Origin of the sequence: Pseudochrobactrum lubricantis, from assembly GCF_041929865.1 — a bacterium.
Lineage (GTDB): Bacteria > Pseudomonadota > Alphaproteobacteria > Rhizobiales > Rhizobiaceae > Pseudochrobactrum > Pseudochrobactrum saccharolyticum.
The window spans coordinates 287242-310885 of record NZ_JBHEEE010000003.1 but is presented as its reverse complement, the minus strand read 5'-3'; the positions used below and the strand labels follow the sequence as shown (position 1 = coordinate 310885).

Sequence of the window (23644 nt, the reverse complement as noted above, 5' to 3'; positions counted from 1 at the left end):
TGTCGAAATCAGGCTGTTGTGCGCTGTGAAGCCTCAACAACGGCCAGTGCTGTCATATTGACAATACCGCGCGATGTAACCGACGGTGTGAGAATATGCGCAGGACGGGCTGCACCAAGCAGGATCGGGCCGACATGCAGGGCATCAGTCACAGTCTTCAGCACATTCATGGTGATATTCGCGGCATCCAGATTAGGGAAGACCAGCAGATTGGCTTCGCCTTTTAGGCGGGAATTCGGGAATACGCGGTCACGCTGGAACTGCGACAGAGCTGCGTCACCATGCATTTCACCATCCACTTCCAGCTCCGGTGCGCGTTCCTGCAGAATTGCGCAGGCCTGACGCATTTTGGCTGCGCTTTTTGAATCGCGCGAACCAAAGTTGGAATGCGACAGCAGGGCAGCCTTCGGCTCAATACCAAAGCGGCGGATTTCTTTTGCCGCCAGAATGGTCATTTCCGCGATTTCTTCAGCGCTCGGATCAATGGTCACATAGGTATCTGTAAAGAACAGGGTACCGCGTGAGGAGATCAGCAGGCTGAGCGTGGAAAGATCATGCAGACCGGTCTGAACACCGAGAATCTGTTTGACCAGCGTCAGATGGCGTTCAAAACGGCCTTCGAGACCGCAGATCATCGCATCGGCTTCATTGCGCATCATGGCCAGAGCAGCAATCACAGTCGGATTGGTGCGCACGATGGAACGGGCGGCTTCCGGTGTCATACCCTGACGGCCGGTCAGCTTATGCATCAGATCAACATAGTCACGGTAACGCGGATCATCTTCCGGATTGATGATTTCAAAATCAACGCCCGGTTTGATTTTCAGCGCATAGCGTTGCAGGCGGGTTTCGATCACATTCGGACGGCCGATCAGGATCGGCTGTGCAATGCCTTCTTCCAGCACCACCTGAGCAGCGCGCAGAACGCGTTCTTCTTCACCATTGGCATAGATAACGCGTTTTTTGTCTGCGGAGCGGCGTGCAGCGGCAAAGACCGGCTTCATAATCAGGCCGGAGCGGAACACGAAGCGGTTGAGACGGTCGATATAGGCTTCCATATCGGTGATCGGGCGGGTTGCCACACCGGTTTCCATAGCAGCTTCTGCCACAGCCGGAGCAATACGCAGGATCAGACGCGGATCAAACGGCGACGGGATCAGATAATTGGCACCAAATACCGGTGTATCACCGGAATAGGCACGGGCTGCCACATCGGACACTTCTTCGCGGGCGAGAGCAGCAATTGCCTTCACCGCAGCCATTTTCATTTCTTCATTAATGGCTGTTGCGCCGACATCCAGCGCACCGCGGAAAATATACGGGAAGCAGAGAACATTGTTCACCTGGTTCGGATAATCCGAACGGCCGGTGCAGATGATTGCATCTTCACGCACAGCACGGGCTTCTTCCGGCATGATTTCCGGCTTCGGATTGGCCAGAGCCATAATCAGCGGGGTAGGCGCCATTTTGGCAACCATTTCCGGCTTCAATACACCTGCGGCAGACACGCCGAGGAACACATCCGCATCGGCAATAATGTCATTCAATGTGCGTGCATCGGTATCCTGCGCATAGACCTCTTTCCAGCGGTCCATCAGCTCGTTACGGCCTTTATAGACAACGCCTTCCAGATCGCTGACCCAGATATTCTTGTGCTGTGCACCAAGGCTGACCAGCAGGTTAAGGCAGGCAAGGGCTGCCGCACCGGCGCCGGAAACGGCAATTTTGGCTTTGGTGATATCTTTGCCGGCCAGTTCCAGACCATTCATAACGGCTGCGGCTACGATAATCGCTGTGCCGTGCTGATCGTCGTGGAAAACCGGAATGTTCATTTTAGCGCGGAGCTGTTCTTCAACTTCGAAACATTCCGGCGCTTTGATATCTTCCAGATTGATGCCGCCGAAGGTTGGTTCCAGCGCGGAGATCACATCAACCATACGCTCGACTTTGAGCGAGTCGATTTCAATGTCGAAAACATCAATATCGGCAAATTTCTTGAACAATACGGCTTTACCTTCCATCACCGGCTTGGAAGCCAGCGGGCCGATATTGCCGAGACCGAGAACGGCTGTACCGTTGGAAATAACCGCAACCAGATTGGCGCGGGCAGTATAATCGGCAGCCAGTGCCGGATCATCCTGAATAGCAAGACAAGGAGCTGCAACACCCGGGGAATAGGCCAGTGCCAGATCGCGCTGGTTGCCGAGTGTTTTTGTTGGCTGGATTTCCAGCTTACCCGGCTTTGGCGAGCGGTGGTAAAACAGTGCCGCTTCTTCAAAGTCCGAGAATTTTCTGTCTGTGCCGGATACCTGTGCGGTGCCGGTGTTATTCGTGTCGTTGGATGATTTTTTTGTCATATAATTCTTGTCCAGTCAGACGATTGGGGTAGTCATCCCCGTGACAGCTAAGCAGTTAAGCAAAAGCGGGTTCCGCTTGTGCGGAGAAATCAGTCCGCCGGACTTATTTCTTTTCCGCAATGGTCTGCCCAAACTACATTAACCAAAAACACTCTGGCGCATTTGTCTCAAAGGGAGGCGCTTCGGACAAGCGTGCCATTTTGTAGGAATAAGGTCGTATATGGGATATTCGGGCAAGTTACAAATCACAGACTGCTCATTCGGCACTGTAAAAATCAAAAAATACGCTTTTGCGGCCTGTAGCCGAAAGGGGAGCGCGATTATGTCTCAGTCAGAGTGAAATCGCGCTTAACCGAAATTCGGTTAACCCCACAATTCAGGCAGAGGCGGGGAGACTGTTGTTCCGTCATAATGCAATGCCGGTTCACGGTCACGCGCCAGCAGGAGCGGGCCGTCGAGGTCGACGAAATCCGAATCCTGCGCCACCATCAGGGCAGGTGCCATGGCGAGAGACGAACCAACCATGCAGCCGACCATCACTTGCAGGCCAAGAGAACGGGCTTTGTCACGCATGACCAGCGCTTCAGTCAGGCCGCCGGTCTTATCCAGCTTGATATTCACCGCATCATAGCGGTCTTTCAGCTTTTCCAGACCTTCAGATGTATGGGCGCTTTCATCAGCGCAGACCGGCACAGGGCGGCTGGCCTGTAACAGATAGCTGTCATCGGATGAAGGCAGTGGCTGTTCGATCAGTGCAATCCCGCATTCTGCGGCCACACCGATATTTTCAGCAAAATTATCCGCATTCCAGCCTTCATTGGCATCCAGAATGATTTGTGCTTTTGGTGCGGCTTCCCGCACGGCACGAATACGCGCAGCATCATTCTCACCGCCGATTTTCACTTTAATCAGCGGATGATGAGCGAGCTTGGCGGTGGCTGCGGCCATAGCTTCCGGCGTATCAATGGAGACGGTGATCGCAGTAATCAGCGGACGCGGTGCAATATTGAGCAAAGCAGCAACTGTCGTGCCGGATTGTTTTGCCTGCAAATCCCACAAGGCGCAGTCGACGGCATTGCGTGCGGCACCGGCAGGCATGAAGGATTGCAGTTTTACACGCAGGCTTTCTGCCGATCCGCCTTGTTTCAGTAAAGGCTCAATCGCATGAATTTGTTCGCTGACTGATTCGATGCTTTCGCCGTAACGGGCATAAGGCACACATTCGCCATGACCGCTGTGAATACCGTCACTCAATTCACACACTACGACCACAGCTTCGGTTTTGGAGCCGCGCGAGATTGTAAATTTCCCTGCAATCGGGTAGCGCTCAATAAGCAGGTTTAGATTATATTGCATTGGTACTGTCCGTAATTATAGAAATTTACGCCTGGTATAGTGCAGATAAATCATATTGGTGCAGGCGTTCGGGATTATCAGAAAGCTGATAGACTTGGATATTTGCAGAAGGGATGGAAGTAATCCGGCGCATATCTGATCCGGTTATTTCCAAACAGACTCAGGTTTTGGAAGACGCATGTTGACCGATAAAACGGGTAAAACAAGTAGCAGCCCTGCATCCGCACCCGAAATTAATGTGGTGGCGGATGATGGCGCGACTATTATCTCTTTATCCGGCCGCTGGACGTCGCTGACTGTCGCCCGCGTTGATAATCAGATGCGCAAGCTGGAAAGCGGTCTTGCAGATAAAATGCAGGCACCGGTTGTGAAAGTGGATATGGGTGACATATCCGGTCTCGATACGGCCGGAGCATGGCTGATTGAGCGTCTGCGCGTTGCGCTGAGCAAACAGCAGATCAGTGTGCATATTGATAATATCCGCCCGAGCTGGACACCGCTGCTGGAAGAGGTCGGCGCTGCGGTTGAGCGCTATCAGCTGCCTGAAAAACACCGCCGTCCGTTTTTTGCAATTGCTCTGCTCGATAAGCTCGGCCGCTTCATGTATGCGGCACGCGATGATTTTTTGATGTCGATGCATATTCTTGGTGCGACGATCCGCGGTTCGCAGATGAAGTCCGGTCGCGGCAACGGCATCAGCTATGCAGCTATCGTCAATCAGATTGACCGAATGGGCGTCGGCGCGATTCCTGTTGTCTTGCTGATGTCGACGATTATCGGTGCGATTATCGCCCAGCAGGGCGCCTTTCAGTTGCGCTATTTCGGTGCGGAAATTTTCGTGGTCGATCTGGTCGGTATTCTCGTGCTGCGTGAAATCGGGGTGTTGCTCACTGCGATTATGATTGCAGGACGATCCGGCAGCGCGATCACGGCGGAAATCGGCTCGATGAAAATGCGCGAGGAAACCGATGCGCTGACGGTTATTGGTCTCAATCCCGTTGGTGTGCTGGTGTTTCCGCGACTGGTGGCACTGGTGATTGTTCTGCCAATGCTGACAATCATTGCCGATCTGGCCGCTTTGGCCGGTGCCGGATTTGTTGCATGGGCCTATTCGGGCATTCCGCCGGAAGCTTTTATGAGCCGGTTGCGTGACGCGATTGTGACTTCAACCTATCTTGCGGGTCTGATTAAAGCGCCGTTCATGGCGATGATTATCGGTATCATGGCCTCGGTTGAGGGTATGAAGGTAAAAGGCAGTGCAGAATCACTGGGTCGTCGCGTTACCTCATCGGTGGTGAAATCGATTTTTGTGGTGATTGTCGTGGACGGCTTGTTTGCGATTTTCTACGCAGCCATCGAGTTCTAAAAATAAAGCATTACGATAAACATACGGATGAATATGACAAGCAAAGACAACCGGCAGCCATCACAGGGCACAGATGCAGGAGCGGCGCAGGAAGCCGTGATCTCCGTGCGTGATGTCACGGTTGCTTTTGGCCGTAATGTGATTTTGGACAAGCTGGATCTGGATATTCGCCGCGGCGAGGTTCTTGGTTTTATCGGTCCGTCTGGCTCGGGCAAGTCGGTGCTGATGCGCACTATTCTGGGGCTGAACCAGAAGAAATCCGGCCTGATCGATATTTTCGGACAGGATGTTGATAAGGTCAATGAACGTCAGAAAATGGCGATTGATATGCGTATGGGCGTGCTTTTTCAGCAAGGTGCGCTGTTTTCCTCACTGACGGTACTGGAAAATATTCAGGTGCCGATGCGCGAATATCTCGACCTGTCGCCGAAGCTGATGAACGAGCTGGCACGGCTCAAAATTGATCTGGTGGGGCTGAAGCCGGATACGGCGGAGAAATATCCGTCTGAGCTTTCCGGCGGGATGATTAAGCGCGCTGCACTGGCACGCGCACTGGCGCTAGATCCCGAAGTGGTGTTTCTCGACGAGCCGACATCAGGGCTTGATCCGATCGGTGCGGCAGATTTCGATGATCTGATTGCCAATTTGCGCGATACGATGGGGCTGACCGTCTATATGGTAACCCATGATCTTGATAGTCTTTTTGCAATTTGCGACCGAATTGCTGTATTAGGGCAAAAGAAAGTGCTGGTAGACGGCACAGTTGAAGAATTGCTGAAATTTGACGATCCTTGGGTACAGACCTATTTCAACGGTAAGAGAGCACGGCAGATTGATATGAATGCAGCAAACCGCCGGCGCAAAAGCTCAGCAATACCGGTTGAGAAAAAAGGAACGGATTTGAGCGGGACTGAAAACCAGAATACAAATCTTGATGCGGGACCAGATACGGAATTGAATCAGTAATGGAAACAAAAGCCAATTATGTTCTGGTCGGTATTTTCACACTTGCTGTGACACTTGCCGCATTTGGTTTCGTTTATTGGGCTGCGCGTTTCGGTGACGGCAATGATACGCTGCCGCTGGAAATCCGTATTCCCGGTTCTGTGACCGGTCTGTCCAAGGGCAGTCAGGTGCTGTTTAACGGGATTAAGGTTGGCGATGTGCGCCAAATGTTCCTCGATCCGCTCAATCCGAATATGGTGATTGTGCAGTCTGAAGTGAACCGCACCACGCCGATTACCCGTTCCACCAAGGCCGAGCTTTCTTCTCAGGGTTTGACAGGTATCGCTTTTGTTGAGCTTAAGGGCGGTAGCCTGATGGAGCCTAATCTGATGGAAGAGGCGGAGAAGGGCGGCTATGTGGCGCGTATCAATGCTGATCCGTCAATCTTTACCGATCTTATGGCGACCGCGAAGGATATTTTCGGCCGTACCGAGCGTGTGCTTGGCGGGCTGGAGGGCTTTGTCAATGATGCCCGTGGTCCGCTGACCGATACAGTCAATAATGCCAAGACCTTTACTGATGCGCTGGCCAAAAATGCCGATGTTATCAGTGCGATCGGCGATAATGCTGCGGATGTTCAGAAGACGATTCAGGAAGCGCGTGAAATGATGCAGCGCCTGAATGAGGCATCCAAGCGCGTGGATGGCATCATGGCCAAAGTGGACAAGCTGTTGTCGCCGGAAGACCGCGAAGGTGTTGTGGCACAGGCGAAGGCGACACTCGCCTCCATTCAGAAAACTTCGGACAATCTGGATAAGCGTCTGGCTCCGGTTGCGGATAATCTGGCGCGCTTTTCGGGCAAGGGCTTAAGCGATGTACAGTCGGTTGTCGTGGATAGCCGCCGTTCGCTGCAGCGTATTGAACAGGCGATTACCGATCTTGAGCGGGATCCTCAGCGTATTATTTTTGGTGGTTCAGGCACTGTGCCGCAATATGACGGAAGGAAACGTCACTGATGCTGAAGCATATTCTGAACTATAAACTGACAGTTCTCGGTGCCGCAGTTCTGCTGGCCGGTTGTACGACAACACCGCTCGATACATTCAGCCTCAGCTCATCGCCGCAGGTGCAGGTTTCGCAGAAGCGTAAGAATGTGCAGATATTGGTGCCGACACCGGCAGCACTCAAAGCTTTGGACAGTGAGAATATTGTTATTCACGATGCGCCGGGCTCTATCACCTATCTTAAAGGAGCACAGTGGGGCGACCGTCTGACCAATCTGGTGCAGGCGCGTCTGGTGCAGGCATTTGAAAACAGTAATGCTGTCGGTGGTGTCGGACGTCCGGGTGACGGTCTCGCGATCAATTATCAGGTGCAGGCGGAGTTGCGTGATTTCGGTATTAATGCATCGTCCTCACCGCAGACAGCCAAGATAGAACTGGCTGTTCGTGTGCTGAATGACAAGACAGGTGAAGTGCGTGCCACACGAGTCTTCACATCATCCGCACCGGTCAGCGGCGCTGGTAACAAAGCCTATATCCGTGCATTGGATGCAGGGTTCAGTGATGTGACCAGACAGATCGTTGCATGGGTGGTTTCTGTTATCTGATAAAAATCAGATAAATCTTCATGCGGCAGATAAGTATTTCTGCCTTGTGTTCTGAAAACATTGAGATATTTAATTTTTTAAAAGGCGGCATTTATGCCGTCTTTTTTCTCTCCCCAAATCAATAAAAGAAAAATATTCTGTCTGCTGTATAAAAGCTGAAATATGCAGATGCGATTCCCTTTACTCATGACAGAGCGGGGAAAAGACAGGGAGAGCAAGCCGTATGACCTTGCATCAGATATTGGCACTCATGGTTATCGCTTTGATGATGGCTGTCTTTATCTGGGATCGGTTTCGCTATGATGTGGTTGCGCTGTGCTTCCTGCTGATCTCTGTCAGTCTCGGTCTGGTTCCCTATGACAAAGCTTTCACCGGTTTTGCGGATGATATTGTTATCATTGTCGGCAGTGCGTTGATTGTCAGTGCCGGTGTGGCACGCTCCGGCCTGATGGAGGCGGCGGTGCAGCGTTTCGTGCCGCATCTCAATGCCGTGCGGCTGCAAATGTTGTTGCTGGTCGGTGTGGTGACAGTTCTCTCGGCTTTCGTGAAAAATGTCGGCGCTCTGGCCATTATGATTCCGGTTGCACTGCAATTTGCGCGCCGCTCCAATGTCTCCCCGTCGGTTTTCCTGATGCCGATGGCCTTTGGCGCGCTGCTTGGTGGGTTGATGACACAGGTCGGCACATCGCCCAATATTGTGGTGTCCCGTGTACGCGCTGAAATGGTGGGCGAGAGTTTCACCATGTTTGATTTCACGCCGGTCGGTGCAACGCTGGCGGTGGTGGGGATTATTTATCTGGCACTGTTCTACTGGCTGGTTCCGCAGCGTAAGCGCGAAAATGTCAGTGTGGATGAGGCTATTGAAATCCGCAATTATGTCTCAGAAGCACGGGTGCCGAAAGGTGCGACGGTTATCGGTAAAAAGATCACTGATCTGGTGAAACCGGCCGAAGGCAATGCGATGGTGACATCCATCTTGCGCGATACAAAACGCGTTGCACCACTGCCGGATACGGTGATTGCTGAAGGCGATGTTATTCTGCTGGAAGGTGATCCGAAAGCGCTGGATGCGATTGTCAGCAATGGCAAGCTCAAACTGACGGAAGACCGCATACCTTCCGAGAATTCCGGTTCTGCCGAGATTGAGGCTATTGAGGCGGTGATCGGCAAGGATTCCGCACTGATCGGCACATCGGCACGCGGACTTAATCTCTATGAGAATTATGATGTTAATCTGCTGGCGGTGAGCCGTCAGGGTGAGCGTATCAGCGAGCGTCTGCGCGAGGTTATTCTTCATCAGGGCGATGTGGTGGTGTTGCAGGGGCGACAGGGGATTTTGCCGCCATTGCTGCGCGAACTGGGCTGCTTGCCTCTGGCGCGGCGTACCATTCTGCTCGGCAGTGTCCGGCGCGGGCTGATCCCGCTGTCGATCCTGCTGGTTGCTATCGGAATAACTGCCTTGGGCGTTGTGCCTGTTTCAATCGCCTTCTTTGCGGCGGCAGTGGCGATGGTTGTCTTCCGGGTTATTCCGGTCAGTGAGGTTTATTCATCCGTTGACGGGCCGATTCTCGTGATGCTGGCTGCGCTTATTCCGGTCAGTGATGCCTTGCGCACAACCGGTGCAACGGATGTGATTGCGCAATGGCTGACAATATTCGCACATCAAATGCCGCCTGCCGGTGCGCTGGCTCTGATTTTGATTACAGCAATGGCAGTCACACCGTTTCTCAATAATGCGGCGACAGTGCTGGTAATGGCGCCGATTGCCACCAGTTTTGCCTCAGGCCTCGGTTTTAAACCCGAAGCATTTCTGATGGCTGTGGCGATTGGTGCCGGTTGTGACTTTCTTTCGCCGATCGGGCACCAGTGCAATACGCTGGTGATGGGGCCGGGCGGATATCGTTTCAGCGATTATCCGCGCCTTGGCCTGCCTTTGTCTTTCATCATTATTTGCGTGGCCGTACCGGTGCTGATGTTCTGGTGGCCGTTGCAGTAAATATCAACCGGCCATGAAACCGGTTGAATCTTTCTGCCAGTAACCGGCAACCAGTGTCTGGTCACGGGATTTGCCAAGCTGTTTGCGCCAGTAATCACGCATGATTTTGGCACAGTCAGCTTCACCGGCAAACCAGCCGAAACTGTCACTACCGTCCGGCCATGGCAAAGCGCGGAGCTTGTCTGTCAGCACTGTTGCTGCGGCATCCTGATCGGCATTCACAATCCATTCGACAGTCACACCTTCAGGATGTGTGAGCGGCTGAATATCAGATTGTGCATCAACGGCAATCAGCACATGGCCGGTAACATCCGGTGCGAATTCTTCCAGCATCCGCCCGACAGCGGGCAGGCCGGTCATATCCGTACCGATCAGATATTGTTTTGCCTGCCGCAGCGGACGGCCGACCGGCCCCATCAGACCGGCAATATCACCTGTGCGGGCATTTTTAGCCCATTGGCTGGCCAGCCCTTCGGTTTCATGAATATAGAAGTCAATCTCCATCCAGCCTTCTTCAATATTGAGATTGCGGATGGTGTAAGCGCGCGCTGCCGGTCGCTTTGCTTCATCCGGCCAGAAGGGCAGGCCGTTCGGTCCCATAATCGGCCAGACAGGCTGCGGCACTGCTTGGGTCGGCAATAACAGCCGCACATGCATCGCACCGAACAGGGAAAAGCGTTTGAGGTCTTCACCGCTGAAACGGATACGCAGCATATGCGGTGTGAAATAGCGTGTAGAGACAACACTCATCAGCCGGAATTGCGGCAGTGGCTGCTCGCCGGCATGATCGCCTTCCCAGAGAATGTCCGGTGCTTCTTCTTTGGTATAGAGTTTGATGGCAACGGCAGCCAGATCTTTCAGGCGGCTCAGCCCCACAGTTTCACCGGCGCGTAATGAAACCTGATAACCTCCAGGCTGCGATTTCAACTCGATCTGCCCGAAAGGGTAATAAAATGCGTGCAGTTCTTCTTGCGCATCATAATGCGCTTCATAGGAGTTGAGACGGTCGATAATCGGCGGCAGGTAGCTTGCCCCGTTGACGAGGCGGATATTGGCATAGCTGTGCAGTGATGATGAATGCTCTGACACGGTGTTCTCGATTTTGGAAACAGGATGAACGCAAAAAAGACAGGCAGCATAAAATGCCGCCTGCCAGACTGGAGAGGATTGGCGTTTTAACCGCCGAAACGTCCGGTAATGGCCACTTTGAAAGTGCGGCCTTTGCCTTGTTCTATATCTGAGGTTGTTGCCCAGCCGGTTTGCGCGTCGGTATAGGCTTTGTTGAAGATATTATCGACGCCGAAGTCGAGCTTCACATTGTCAGTGACCTGCCAGTTGGCAAAGACATTCACCAGATCGGTGCGCGGATAGACAGTCACGCCATTGCTGATCGCACGGGTCACTTTACCAAGGCTCTGATATTCAATGCCGTAAACCAGACGATCATCCAGTGCTTTAAGACCCAGCGCGGCGCTGAAATTATGCAGCGGCGTGTTGCTCAGGGATTCGCCTTTGTAAATGCCGTCTTTCATTTCCGCATTGGTATAGGAGGCGGCGAGGTTCACATAACCCCACCATGTATCATAGGTGCCTTCCAGCTCTACGCCACGCAGACGGGCAGTGCCGACATTTTCCGATGTCGTGTAATTACCGATTTTAACCGTGTTGATGTAATCTTTCACATCAGTGTGGAAGATATTCAGTTTGGTGCGCAGCTGATCTCCGGCTTCAATCAGATTATCCTGCCGCAGATTGATGCCCGCCTCATAGGTGGTGGCGACTTCCGGTTTCAGGAACAGATTCGGCTCATAGCCGGAACCGTGAGAACCGTTCTGGCGGAACACATCCTGCATATGCGGAACGCGATAACCCTGCGCATAAAGCCCGTAGAACTGAATGCCCTCAACCGGTGTAATACCAACACTCAGGCGCGGGGAAACACGATTGCCGTCGAGGCTGACATCCTGAGACGGATTACCCGGAGAGGCTTTGCTGGTACCATCCAGATTATAACCGTCATACCGGACAGCACCGATCACTTCGAGCCATTTCTGATATTCGCCCTGCCATTGCACAAAGCCGCCATAGGCCTGCTGCTCGCCATTGCCGAAATTGTCAGTATCGGAGCGTCCGCGCAATTTATAGTAATCCATGCCGTAGGTTACGGTGTGTTTCAGGCTCCCGGTTTCAAAACGCGAGCTGTTATGAGCGCGGAAACCGGATGTCGAAACATCATAGTAACGGGTTTTTCCATAGTCCTTCAGCTGCCAGACCTGAAACTGGTCATTATCCGTCGCGCTGTGATAGGCGTTGACGGAGAGATCCCAGAACGGATTATCATCCGGTCTGTAGGTGTAGCTGCCTGTATAGGTGCTGACGATCGTATCAGCATTATAGCGCGAAAGGGTTGGGGAAGCAGAGCCGCTGCTGCCGGTGATGATATCTTCATATTTCTGGCGGGAGATGCCGAATTTCAACTCATGTCCTTCTGCAGGGCGCAGGGTGACTTTACCCATGCCGCTGATGGCTTTTTCACCTGTCCAGCGCACATAATCACCGTCACCATTCTTATATTCATCACTGTCACGGTAATTGAGATTACCGATCACATCGAAATTTTCATTAAAGCGGTAAGCGCCGGTTGTGCTGGTGAGGAAGCCTTTTCCATTGCTTTCATAGCGCAGCTTTTCGCTCAAAGCCCATGTTTCACCGTCATAGAGAAAATCGCGGGCATCTTTGGTTTCAAAGGCAACTACGCCGCCAATGGCACCGGAACCATAAATGTTGGAAACAGGGCCGCGGATAACGGTCACCTGCTTGAGCAGTTCCGGTTCAATATAGAACGAGCCGGAACCGTGGCCGACACGCCAGTAATCCTGCCTTGCGCCATCCAGCGTTACAGCAACACGGCCATATTGCTGAAGACCGCGAATATTAATCGAGGTTGCCGGATCATCACCGTTCAGTGAGGCATGAACACCCGGTGTAAAGCGGAAAATATCGGCAGCAGTTGTCGGCTGAATGCGGTCGATCTGCTGACGTGAGATCAGGCTGGTGGAAGCAATCGCATCAATTACCGCCTGATCATTGCTGAGCGGGGAGATGGTGATGGTATCAAGTTCCAGCACCTGTGACTTCGCTTTGTCAGCGGTTTTTTGCTCATCTGTTTGTTGCTGGGTTTTAACCGGCTTAGTCTGGGCAAGAAGAGGTGTTGCACTGAATGCGAACAGCCCGATTGTACTGAGCACGGTTGTACCCAGCAGACGAAACGCGGATTTCTGAGAGATTTTCATATTGCCCCCGATGATGCTGCCGGTTCACAGCGGGAGGGATTTCCGGCTATTGGCATGCATTAAGTTGACTCATTAATTCATATTAATTAGAGGCTATATAAATCATGATAAATAGAGTCAACTTTAATTATGCAAATCAGACAATTGTTCACTAAAGCGAAAAATCATCCCGATTATTACGCAATGAAGGCGATATTTTTGCTCACAATCGCTCTGATCGTTGTGGTGTTCTGGCTGAATGTGAGTTCTGCCCGTGCCGCGCAGCAACAAGGCACGGCGCAACGCATTATCACGCTCGGGCCTGATGTGACCGAAATCGTCTATGCACTCGGCGCGGATGAAAAAATCATCGCCCTTGATCGCAGCAGCAAATATCCGGCGGATACAGCCAGTAAGACCAATGTCGGTTACCGCCGCAGCCTGTCCGCCGAAGGTGTGCTAGCTCTGCATCCAGATCTGATTATCGCGTCGGAAGATATCGGCCCGCCGGAAGTGGTGGATGTGCTCAACCAGTCCGGTGTGCCTGTGCTGTATATTCCGGCGGTTAACAGCCGTGAGGGACTGGTTACAAAAATCAGCCTGATTGCCGAGCGTCTGCAGCTGGAGCCGCAGGGGGAAGTGCTGACAAAATCGGTTACGGCAGATTTTGATGCGGCTATGGCGCATGTGCGCAAAGTCTCGGAAGGGCGGGGAAAGAAAGTGGTGTTCTTCCACGGGCTGGCGAAGCTGAGCGGTGCGGGCAGCGATACGGCGGCAGATGCCTTTATCCGCCATGCAGGGGGCGTTAATCCGCTTGCGGTCTATAAAGGCTATAAAGCCGTGTCAGCAGAATGGTTGCTGGAAGCGGAGCCGGAAGTGGTGCTGATGCTGTCCGACGGGGCAGGCGGGCCTAAAGCAGAGGATGTGTTTTCGGATAAAGCGCTGCAAAACACGCCCGCAGCCCGAAACAAGGCGCTGATCGTTCTTGACGGGCCCTATATGCTTGGTTTCGGCCCTCGTACGGCAGAAGCTGTGCGCATTCTTGCTGATGCGCTTTATGGACAGTAATACAGATTAATCATCAGCATCTTTGGGCAGCAGCTTTTCAATGTCGTGGAAAATCTGCTGCCATTCTTCTTCATTCAGATCAAAAAGCTGGAAACTGCGCAGCAGGAAAGCACCTTCATTGGCGATGAATGCAAGGCGGGTATTGCGTCCTTGCTGAGTGGAGACATCCAGCCCGTCCAGTTGTTTGCGATACCATTGCCGTGTTTTATCCAGCTGTTCTGAACTGGGTTCAAGACTGGCAAGCATGGCCGCAAGACGTGAATCACCAAGCGGGTCACTGTCCCTTGTTACGCGAATATGCGCCGCTATATGGGAGAGGGCATCGGTTCTGCCATTCTGCATGGCGGTCACTTGTTTGTCGAAATCAACACCCCAGCGTGTCAGCATGGCATCGACCAGCCCGTCTTTATTGCCGAAACAATATTGCACACCGCCCTTGGTGATACCGGCAGCCTTGGCCAGCGCATCAATGGTCAAAGCCGGTGCGCCATGCTCCACAACGATCTTTTCGGCCAGATCCAGCAAATGATTGCGGTCAATGGTGCGCGGACGGCCAATTTTTTTGAGTTTTTTACTTTCCATACGTATGGATTTAAATTAACGACCATCAGGTTTCAAGCTTTTTCCGTAAAACAACACATTTTGTCGTTCTGCGGGGCAGGTTATAAAAGTGCTGAAACTTCAGCACAGAAGAAGTGGATATTATCAATGACATTGCATAATCGCTGGCTGGTACTGGCCATCGTCTCAAGTGCATTATTCCTGATCGTGATTGATATGACTGTGCTTTACACAGCATTGCCGCGGCTTACCCATGATCTTGCGGCCAGCGCATCAGAGAAACTCTGGATTATTAATGCTTACCCGCTGGTCGTTGCAGGCCTGTTGCCGGGTGTCGGCAGTCTTGGCGACCGTCTCGGGCATAAACGTATGTTCACAGCGGGGCTTGTGGTTTTTGGTATTGCGTCACTCGCAGCAGCCTATGCGCCAAATGCGGAAATGCTGATTGCTGCCCGCGTGCTGCTTGCCGTTGGTGCTGCAATGATGATGCCGGCAACACTTTCGATCATTCGCCTGACTTTCGAGGATGAGAACGAACGCTCTTTCGCAATCGGTATCTGGGCGGCGGTGGCCTCCGGCGGTGCAGCCTTCGGTCCTGTTGTCGGTGGTGTTTTGCTGGAATATTTCTGGTGGGGTTCCGTCTTCCTTATCAATGTGCCGGTGGTGCTGATTGCGCTGGTTCTGGCTTTGACCGTGCTGGAGACCCGTCCCGGTAATAAAAACCGCCAATGGGATCTGATCGGTTCCGTTCAGGTCATGATCGGTCTTGTCGGCGTGACTTTTGCCCTGAAAGAGCTGGCCAAGCGCGACAGTTCCATGTTGCTTTTTACCGTCTCTATGATTGTCGGTTTGATTGCGCTGGTGGTGTTCTATCGCAGGCAGCGGGCAACCAATGGTATGCTGGTTGATTTCTCGCTGTTTGGTAACCGCAAATTCTCGTCCGGCGTGATGGCAGCTTCTGTCTCTTCGGCAGCTCTGATCGGTGTGGAGCTGGTTTTTAGCCAGCGTTTGCAGCTTGTTGCCGGTTATTCGCCGCTGCAGGCCGGTCTGCTCATTCTGCCAATTCCGCTGGCCGCCTTTGTTGCGGGGCCGCTGGTTGGCTGGGGACTGCCAAAAATTGGTGAGGCACGGGTGCTTTGGGGCGGTATGCTGATTACCGGTCTTGGCACAGCGCTTTATCTGCTGAGCTTCCAGATGCAGCCGCAGATCTGGCTGATCGGCCTGATGATTATGGGTTTTGGTGTCGGTGCGGCAATGACCGGTGCTTCAACTGCGATCATGGGCAATGCGCCGGAAGAAAAAGCCGGTATGGCAGCTTCTGTTGAGGAAGTGTCCTACGAACTTGGCGGTGCTACAGGTGTTACGATTTTCGGCAGTCTGATGACCGCAATCTATACGGCATTTATGATCGTGCCGGAAGGATCGGGTTTTCCTGAAACGATCCGTGACAGTCTGGATGAAGCTTTGCTGCTGGCAGAAACCCTGCCTGCGGAACAGGCGCAGCATCTGCGTGAGGTTGGCTTTATGGCCTTCGATCAGGCCTTTATGTGGGTGATTGCAACGGCGTCATTGCTGATTTTTGCAACGGCATTGCTGATCTTCCGGGTGAACCGTAAAGCATAAAAAAGACCGGCTCATTCTGACGGATGAGCCGGTCTTACTATTTTGAACAGAGATGATGATTATTTATCATCTTTCATGCGGGCGAAATAATTCGCCAGCAGCGCGCCGGAAATATTGTGCCATACGCTGAAGATCGCACTTGGCACTGCGGCCAGCGGCGAGAAATGCGCATTGGCAAGGGCGGCACCCAGACCGCTGTTCTGCATGCCGACTTCAACTGCAATGGCTTTACGCTTGGCAAGCGACATGCCGGTGAGTTTGGCAGCGGTAAAGCCGAGCATATAGCCGATGCCATTGTGCAGAACCACGACCACGAAGATCAGCAGGCCGGATGTGGCGATAGCGCCTTTGCTGCCTGCCACAACGGCGGCAACAATCAGCACAATACCGGTCACGCTTACCAGCGGCAGCACAGGGACAGCGGATTTAACGACGCCCGGAATGAGTTTCTGCGCCAGCACGCCGAGTGCCAGTGGCACGAGGATCACTTTAACAATGCTCATGAACATTGCCATTGCATCAACCGGCAGGAACTGGCTGGCGAAGAACCAGACGAGGAATGGCGTTACCAGCGGTGCGGCCAGCGTGGTCACGCTGGTGCAGGCAACGGACAGCGCCACATCGCCTTTGCCGAGATAGGTCATCACATTGCTGGATGTACCGCCCGGGCAGCAGCCGACGAGAATAACACCGGCAGCGACTTCCGGTGACATCGGAATGATCCTGGTCAGCAATACGGCAAGCAGCGGCATAATCAGAAACTGCGAGGCAACACCGATACCCACATCGACCGGACGGCGTACCACTTCACGGAAGTCATCAAGGGAGAGGGTGAGGCCCATGCCGAACATGATGATACCAAGCAGGGTAACAATATAAGGGGCGAATTGTTTAAAGGTCTCAGGGAATACAAAACCCAGTACGGCAAACAGCAGAACCCAGACCGCAAAAGTCTTGCCTACGAAAGCCGAAAAGCTTGCCAGCATTTTCATTACAGATAGTCCTTATTTAATAACTAACCCCGCTCTAAATTTTATGAGGCGGCATGGCAAGTTATTAATGAAATAAAATAAGTGCATTACGGGTAATAAAATGAGTCTGTGCGGCAGGCATATAGGCCTAAAGTTTCAGAGCAGCTGTAAATAAAAACACCCGCCATAGCTGTGTATGGCGGGTGCGTTAGTTTTGTTTGTCAGTCTGTATCGTCAGGCTGTCTTTTTATTGTCGCCCATTTGGAAAATCGCGAACAATGCGATAACAGCTGCGATACTGACATACCATGCAGGGGCGCTGTAGCCGAGCGAAGTGGTGCCGAGCCATGTCAGCGCTGCCGGAGCAAAACCACCGAAAATTGTGGTGGAGATGTTATAGGCCAGCGACATACCGGTTGAACGGATATGGGTCGGGAAGACTTCGGACAGGGCGGAAGGTGCAACGCCAACCACACCGGCAACCATAACACAGAAGCAGCTCTGAACAGTGATCAGGGTGCCGAGTGTCGGTGAGTGATGCAGCCACCACAGCAGCGGATGGATAGCCACCAGCAATACGGTTGTGGTGATCGCCAGTGTCAGACGACGGCCGATCTTGTCGGAAACAGCACCGGCAGCGATACAGGCAATAGCCATCAGAATATTACTGATAAGCGCCGAGATAAATGCCTGCGTACCGGTGAAACCGAATGCACGCTGCACATAGACCGGCATATAGATAACCATGACATAGACGCTGGCTGCCCAGAGCACGGAGAAGGCTGTACCTTTGAGCAATGCACCGCGATAAGTGGTGAAAATCTCTTTCAGCGGAGCATGTTCTTTGTGCGCGGCTTCCGGTTTTTCGTCAAATTTCGCTTTGAAGTGTGGTGTTTCATCAAGCGAACGGCGCATCCACAGACCGACAGGTGCAATCAGCAGGCCGAGGATGAACGGAATACGCCAGCCCCAGTCACCGATCTGATCTTCAGTCAGCAGCGATGTAACGCCCAGTGCTACAAAGGCACCGATAATATTGGAAAATGCCATACTGGCCTGCAGCCATGCAGCATATTTGCCTTTTTGACCTTCCGGTGCATGTTCCACCAGAAAGGCTGCCGCACTGCCGACTTCACCACCGGCTGAGAAACCCTGCAGCACACGGCCAGCAAGAATGATCATCGGTGCGCCGATACCGATCGCGGCATAGGTTGGTGCAATAGCAATCAGCAGCGTACCGGCTGCCATAATCATGATGGTCAAAAACAGCGCCGCTTTACGACCGGCTTTATCAGCGTAAACGCCGAGCACAACCGCGCCGAGCGGACGGATCAGAAAGCCGAGGCCAAAGGCCAGAAACGACTTGATCAGTTCGACAGTGTCATTGCCGCCAGGAAAGAAATTCTTGGCGATATAAACCGCAAACAAGGCGTAGATTGTAAAATCATACCATTCCAGAGCATTACCGATTGAGGCAGCAGCGACAGCCTTTTTGGCGTTGGAATTATGCTTTGTATGCGATGGTATAGTTGGATTATGTGTAACGTCCGTCATAGGACTGGCTCTCCCCCAAACATTCCGGCTGTGGTCTTTTATCTCTCATCTCCCACCAGCAATACGAGACAGTAACAATTTAACTTTGTGTCGGCATTTGACAAAAAATGAATGTCTCCATAGCGAAAAACGAAATAGTGTTTCGACGGAACAATATTTTTGTATTTATGGCATATTGGATTGATATTCTTGGTAAAAATCACTGATGAAGGTCTGTGCCTATGATCGAGCTGCGGCAGCTTTCTTACTTCGTGGCGGCCTGCCATCAAACCAGTTTCAGCAAGGCGGCTGAAATGCTGGATATTGCGCTGTCAACACTGAGCGTGGCACTGCAGAATCTGGAGGAGGAAGTCGGTGCACAATTGTTCCGTCGCGTGCCTGCAGGGCTTACCCCGACTGTGGCCGGACGCTGGCTGTACCGTGCTGCTATTCCGCTGTTGCAGGCTGAGGCCTTTACCCGTCAGGCGGCGATGCGGGAATGTACCGAAGAGAATGAATTCAGTCATCTGGTGGTGGAAGTCCAGCTGATGTTCTCGCTCGGCAATGTCTCCAAAGCCATCAGCACAGCACTTGCCGGTTTGCAGAAAGACTATCCGGATGTGTTTATTGAGCCGCATTGGGGCAGTGCGGATGGTGATCCGGCTTTGCCGCTGACAGAGAGTGCGAAAAGCAGCCGGATTATTTTCAGTTATGAGAAAAAGGGTGTCGCTATTCACGATGATCCGTGGGTGCTGGCGCGTAGTCTGCCGGTACAGTCAGGCGAAGCGCCTGCTTTGCAGGATATGCTTGCAGGCCCTGTGATTGTGCCTGCATTGCCGGAGCCGCTGCTGCATGATCTCTCTGCCTATCTGGCAAAGCATCCGATTAAAAATGTCCGCTTCACGCAGGATCATCCGGGTACTCTGGCACGCTTAAGCGGGGAGCACCCTGATACGGCCTTTCTGGTGCCGCAAAGCACGCTTGCCAACCGTATGGGCTTGCATCGTCTTAAACTGGTGCCGCTTGATCCGCCGCTCATCAGTCAGGTGCGGGTGCATATTGCCGATCCGCATCCGGTGGCGGAGGAGACCGTACGCCGTATTCGTGCGGCACTGATTTCCGGTGAAACATCGCCGCTTTATCAGCCGCAGCTCACCAGACGGCAATTCAGTTATTTCCGGCTCATTGACAACAATCGCAATCTCACAGCAGCCGCCCGTATGGCAAAAGTCGCCCAACCGGCTATTACCGGCCAGCTGCGCAAGATGGAGCAGGTAATCGGCAAGCCACTGTTCGAGCGCCGCCGCGACGGGCTTGTGCCGACAGATGCCGGACGGGTTTTTCGTATCGGCAGCGATCTGATCGATGCGCGTTTGCAATCCATGGCCGTGCATAGTGCCGGATCATTGGGGCGCAACCGTTCGCGTTTACGTATTGGCGTTTTGCCGTCCGTCAGTCAGGAAAGCACTTTGCTGGCAGGCATGACCGATGCGGTGCTGCGCTGGCGAAAGAACCATCCGCAAATTGATCTGCAAATTCTGGAAGCACCGACCAGTGTCTTGCAGGATTGGGTGCAGGCGGGTGTGATCAGCCTTGCCGTGCTGGAAACCGATATGCCGCATATGGCGCGTTTCAGCCTCAATGTTGAAGAGCCTCTGTCGCTGATCTGTCATCCCGATCTGGCAGCAGAACTTTCTCAGGGCGCAGCGATTGATCTGGAGGCGCTTCGTCAGGTGCCGCTGGTTCTGCCGACTTTGACTTTCGGCATCCGGCAATTGCTGGATGCGCAGTTGAGCGAGCACAACTTGTCCGTTGAACCGGTCATCGAGATCAATTCTCTGCCGATGATGATCGCGATGATCCGGCGTGAAAAGCTTGCCACTCTGCTGCCGGTTTCAGCCGTGCGCCGTGATCTGGAGCAGGGCACCTTGGTGAGCCTTGAACTCAAGCCGCATATTTTGCGCAGGTTGTTTGTGATCTATTCCAATGCCCGTACCCTGACGGTTGCCGAAAGAGAATTGGTGCGCGAATTGCGCGAGGCACTTACTCCATAATCGGCTTAGAGCGCCGTGTGCCAGACTTGGCACACAAAGGTCGCTCTAACACTTTAAAATTAGAGCATAATTTTACCTTAAACTGATCTAAGTTTAAGGAATTATGCTCTGGAAATGAAAACAGGCGAAACCGGAGTTCCGCCTGTTTTCTTCACGGGGGCATTTTCTAGGTTTTACGCCAGTTTGAAGTGGCGGATGTTTTTCTTTTCCGCTTCATCGAGCGCTTCTTCATATCCGGCATCGGCATAACGCATCACGCCGAGCGAGGTGTCATTGGTCAGCGACAGTTCAATGCGGATATCCGCATCATCTGTACCATCAGCTACAACGGTTACACCCGCGCTGGTCATATAACCGGAATAGCCGCCACCGCCGGAATGGATCGCGACCAGATCAGCCTGCGACGAGCACATGGCCAGACCATTGATCAGCGGCCAGTCGGCAATCGCATCAGAACCGTCACGCATATTTTCAGTCATGATATTCGGATGCGCCATGGCACCGGCATCAAGATGATCACGGGTAAAGGCAACAGGGCCGGACAATGTACCATCCCGCACCATGCTGTTCACAGCGAGTGCCAGCTGGGTGCGTTCGCCATGACCGAGCCATGCGATACGCGCTGGCAGACCCTCAAACGGTACATTTTTACCGGCGAGATGAATCCAGTTGGTGACAATGCGGTTATCCGCAAAAGCCTTGAGGATGTAATTGTCGATAATGCGGATATCTTCCTGATTATTCGACAGTGCAATCCAGCGGAACGGGCCAATCGCACGGCAGAACAACGGGCGCAGGAAGGCTTCGGTGAAGACCGGAATGTTGAACGCATCTGCCACGCCGCCGTCTTTGGCATGGGTGCGGATCAGGTTACCATTGTCAAAAACGACCGAACCGGCTTTCTGGAAGCCAAGCATGGCTGTGACATGACGAACGATGGAAGCGCGGCTTTCATTCATCAGTGTCTGCGGATCGCTCTTGCGCATCGCGCGGGCTTCAGCCAGAGAGCGGGTTGCCGGTACATAGCCGTAAACCAGATCATGGGCGGAAGTCTGGTCAGTCACGATATCCGGAATGATATTGCGTGCCAGAATTTGCTCATAAAGATCAGCGGCATTGCCGTAAACGCCGATGGAGACAGCGCGTTTCTCGGCCATTGCTGTTTTGACCTGCGCCAGCGCATCGTCCAGATCTTTGGCAATCACGTCAAGGAAGCCGATATCCTTGCGTTTCTGAATGCGTTCCTGATCGATTTCAACGCAGAGGGTTACGGCACCGGCCATACGGCCTGCCAGCGGCTGTGCGCCGCCCATGCCGCCAAGACCGGCGGTGAGGATCAGACGACCGGCCAGATCATTGTTGAAGCTCTGTTCGGCAATGCGCATGAAGATTTCATAGGTGCCCTGAATAACGCCCTGCGAGCCGATATACTGCCAGTCACCGGCAGTAAGACCACCCCAGCAAATCAGGTTCTGCTTTTCCCATTCATAGAAATTTTCAGCCTTCGCCCACTGACCAACCATATTACAGTTGGCCATAATCACGACCGGTGCCTGTTTATGGGTTTTCAGAATGCCGATCGGCTTGCCGGACTGTACGACGAGCGTTTCGTCTTCTTCAATCTTGTGCAGGCTTTCAACGATCTTGTCATGGGATGGCCAGTCGCGTGCAGCTTTACCGAGTGCAGCATAGACCACCAGATTATCCGGGTCTTCACCCACAGCCAGCACGTTTTCCATCAAACGCAGCAGGCCTTCAGCGCGCCAGTTCTTACAGCGCAGCTCGGTGCCGGATGTGACGTTAAATTGTTTCTTGGACATAATAATACTTTCTAAACCGCTAACTCAGGCCAGTGCGTAATCGGCAAGCGAGATACCGAGTGCCTTTTCGACGATCGGATAAACGCTCGGATCTTTGACCGAGGCGCTGAGCGGGATTTCTGTCTTGTTGATGTGGAACACCAGAATTTCCATGCCTTCATGGACATTGCCGACACTGACAGGGCTGCCATTGGTATCGAGCGTGGTGATCACGTCAGGGAAGGTGGCAAGACGCTGACCGTCACCGTCATCCACGGCCATATATTCGTTCATCACATGCAGGATCACATCGCGGTTGCCGTCACGCACGGTGATGGTACCGATGTCGAAAGCTTCCTGCGTGTAATGCACATTCTTGGCGGTGACTTTGCCCTGCGCGAGAATACTGCCATTGGTGGTTTTGCAGATCGCATCAATCACCGCAGCCGCGCCTTTGTTCCGGGCAGCGCGAATAGCTTCACCAAGGGTCAGAGCGCGGGAAATACCGCCGAGCGCTGCATTCTTGCGCACATAGGAAGCACGCAGCGGATTGCGGCAGCTGGCGATGAAACCACCGGACATATCGGAGGCTTTGCGCAGGATCGGTGAGATTTTGGCTGTCGCGCCGCGTGTGACCAGCTCGATATAGGAGTTGGAATCGCGGTGACCGCCAACAGCTGTCTGGATCATCTGCTCAGGGCTGTTGGCCATGCCGATGGAGCCCATGTCACCGGTCGGATGCGCGCGGATATCGCCCACAGCATCAATCACTTTGGTGCCGAGAACAGCAGAAGGCAGCCATGCATTCATGGTGCTGGACATGCCGTTCTGGCCGATCATCAGGCCATAGACTTCGTCGCCCAGCTCATATTGCAGCAGTTCAACGGCTTTTACATAGTCGATGCCGAGCATTTCCCACTGGGTAGTGCTGGCCGGTGCACCGATCGCAGCGGCTGTGGCAATCCATGCGTCATCGGATACTTCTTCCATATCCACCAGTTCAGGCCGGCCAATGGTGACCGCGGTGGTGCCCAGCATACGGCCATGCTCGACCCAGCCGCCGCCACCGGCTGCAAAGACCGAACCGCCTGCAATTGCGGATTCCACGTCATCCAATGTTAAAATACGCCCCAT

General features: G+C 53.1%; 17 protein-coding genes. 8 read left to right on the top strand and 9 right to left on the bottom strand.

The genetic code is table 11. The features are described 5' to 3' along the window. Positions 1 to 8: 8 nt before the first annotated feature. Positions 9 to 2357, bottom strand: a complete 2349-nt coding sequence (locus JNC80_RS08525) for an NADP-dependent malic enzyme (RefSeq protein ID WP_083646965.1) — start codon at positions 2355 to 2357, stop codon at positions 9 to 11. 363 nt (positions 2358 to 2720) lie between these two features. Then, positions 2721 to 3713 carry an N-acetyl-D-Glu racemase DgcA gene (dgcA, locus tag JNC80_RS08520; protein WP_376710060.1) on the bottom strand — a complete coding sequence of 331 codons (993 nt, stop codon included), beginning with the start codon at positions 3711 to 3713 and terminating at the stop codon, positions 2721 to 2723. A 178-nt stretch (positions 3714 to 3891) separates the two neighbouring features. Between dgcA and JNC80_RS08515 the strand changes: the two genes are divergently transcribed. The 5 genes from JNC80_RS08515 (at position 3892) to JNC80_RS08495 (ending at position 9629) form a co-directional block, all read left to right on the top strand. After that, positions 3892 to 5079, top strand: coding sequence for an ABC transporter permease (locus JNC80_RS08515; protein ID WP_075655507.1), 1188 nt, complete (start codon positions 3892 to 3894; stop codon positions 5077 to 5079). A gap of 33 nt (positions 5080 to 5112) precedes the next feature. Then, complete coding sequence (locus JNC80_RS08510; protein WP_116088104.1) at positions 5113 to 6045, top strand: ABC transporter ATP-binding protein; 933 nt, start codon at positions 5113 to 5115, stop codon at positions 6043 to 6045. Further along, a complete protein-coding gene (locus JNC80_RS08505; protein WP_075655505.1) occupies positions 6045 to 7040 on the top strand; it encodes an MlaD family protein in 996 nt (331 codons plus the stop codon). Before JNC80_RS08510 ends, JNC80_RS08505 begins: the two co-directional genes overlap by 1 nt. Further along, positions 7040 to 7633 carry an ABC-type transport auxiliary lipoprotein family protein gene (locus tag JNC80_RS08500; protein WP_022710367.1) on the top strand — a complete coding sequence of 198 codons (594 nt, stop codon included), beginning with the start codon at positions 7040 to 7042 and terminating at the stop codon, positions 7631 to 7633. Before JNC80_RS08505 ends, JNC80_RS08500 begins: the two co-directional genes overlap by 1 nt. Before the next feature lie 223 nt (positions 7634 to 7856). Further along, complete coding sequence (locus JNC80_RS08495) at positions 7857 to 9629, top strand: SLC13 family permease (RefSeq protein WP_116088101.1); 1773 nt, start codon at positions 7857 to 7859, stop codon at positions 9627 to 9629. A 3-nt stretch (positions 9630 to 9632) separates the two neighbouring features. On the opposite strand, the gene JNC80_RS08490 is transcribed toward JNC80_RS08495, so the two are convergent. After that, positions 9633 to 10718 (bottom strand): siderophore-interacting protein, encoded by a 1086-nt coding sequence (locus tag JNC80_RS08490; protein ID WP_376710059.1) that lies wholly within the window; start codon positions 10716 to 10718, stop codon positions 9633 to 9635. Between the two features lie 86 nt (positions 10719 to 10804). After that, on the bottom strand, positions 10805 to 12922 hold the full coding sequence (locus JNC80_RS08485) for a TonB-dependent hemoglobin/transferrin/lactoferrin family receptor (protein WP_376710058.1): 2118 nt from the start codon (positions 12920 to 12922) through the stop codon (positions 10805 to 10807). A 198-nt stretch (positions 12923 to 13120) separates the two neighbouring features. Here JNC80_RS08485 and JNC80_RS08480 point away from each other — a divergent pair, with 198 nt between their 5' ends. Then, the gene (locus JNC80_RS08480; RefSeq protein WP_246176080.1) at positions 13121 to 13969 is read left to right on the top strand and encodes a heme/hemin ABC transporter substrate-binding protein; all 849 of its coding nucleotides are present in this window, start codon (positions 13121 to 13123) and stop codon (positions 13967 to 13969) included. 6 nt (positions 13970 to 13975) lie between these two features. Here JNC80_RS08480 and JNC80_RS08475 read toward each other — a convergent pair whose 3' ends face one another. Then, positions 13976 to 14551: a TetR/AcrR family transcriptional regulator gene (locus tag JNC80_RS08475; RefSeq protein WP_376710057.1), complete on the bottom strand. Its 576-nt coding sequence runs from the start codon at positions 14549 to 14551 to the stop codon at positions 13976 to 13978. A 126-nt stretch (positions 14552 to 14677) separates the two neighbouring features. Between JNC80_RS08475 and JNC80_RS08470 the strand changes: the two genes are divergently transcribed. Beyond that, on the top strand, positions 14678 to 16153 hold the full coding sequence (locus JNC80_RS08470; RefSeq protein WP_376710056.1) for an MFS transporter: 1476 nt from the start codon (positions 14678 to 14680) through the stop codon (positions 16151 to 16153). 59 nt (positions 16154 to 16212) lie between these two features. Here JNC80_RS08470 and JNC80_RS08465 read toward each other — a convergent pair whose 3' ends face one another. Then, entirely contained in the window at positions 16213 to 17145 is a 933-nt protein-coding gene (locus tag JNC80_RS08465; RefSeq protein ID WP_376710055.1) for a bile acid:sodium symporter family protein, read from the bottom strand. 213 nt (positions 17146 to 17358) lie between these two features. Beyond that, positions 17359 to 18678, bottom strand: a complete 1320-nt coding sequence (locus tag JNC80_RS08460) for an MFS transporter (RefSeq protein WP_022710359.1) — start codon at positions 18676 to 18678, stop codon at positions 17359 to 17361. Positions 18679 to 18899: 221 nt separating this feature from the next. Here JNC80_RS08460 and JNC80_RS08455 point away from each other — a divergent pair, with 221 nt between their 5' ends. After that, positions 18900 to 20711 (top strand): LysR family transcriptional regulator, encoded by a 1812-nt coding sequence (locus JNC80_RS08455; protein ID WP_376710054.1) that lies wholly within the window; start codon positions 18900 to 18902, stop codon positions 20709 to 20711. 173 nt (positions 20712 to 20884) lie between these two features. On the opposite strand, the gene ertB is transcribed toward JNC80_RS08455, so the two are convergent. Then, positions 20885 to 22531: a thiourocanate hydratase gene (ertB, locus tag JNC80_RS08450; protein ID WP_376710053.1), complete on the bottom strand. Its 1647-nt coding sequence runs from the start codon at positions 22529 to 22531 to the stop codon at positions 20885 to 20887. A gap of 24 nt (positions 22532 to 22555) precedes the next feature. Beyond that, positions 22556 to 23644 (bottom strand): thiohydantoin desulfurase, encoded by a 1089-nt coding sequence (ertC, locus tag JNC80_RS08445; RefSeq protein ID WP_376710052.1) that lies wholly within the window; start codon positions 23642 to 23644, stop codon positions 22556 to 22558.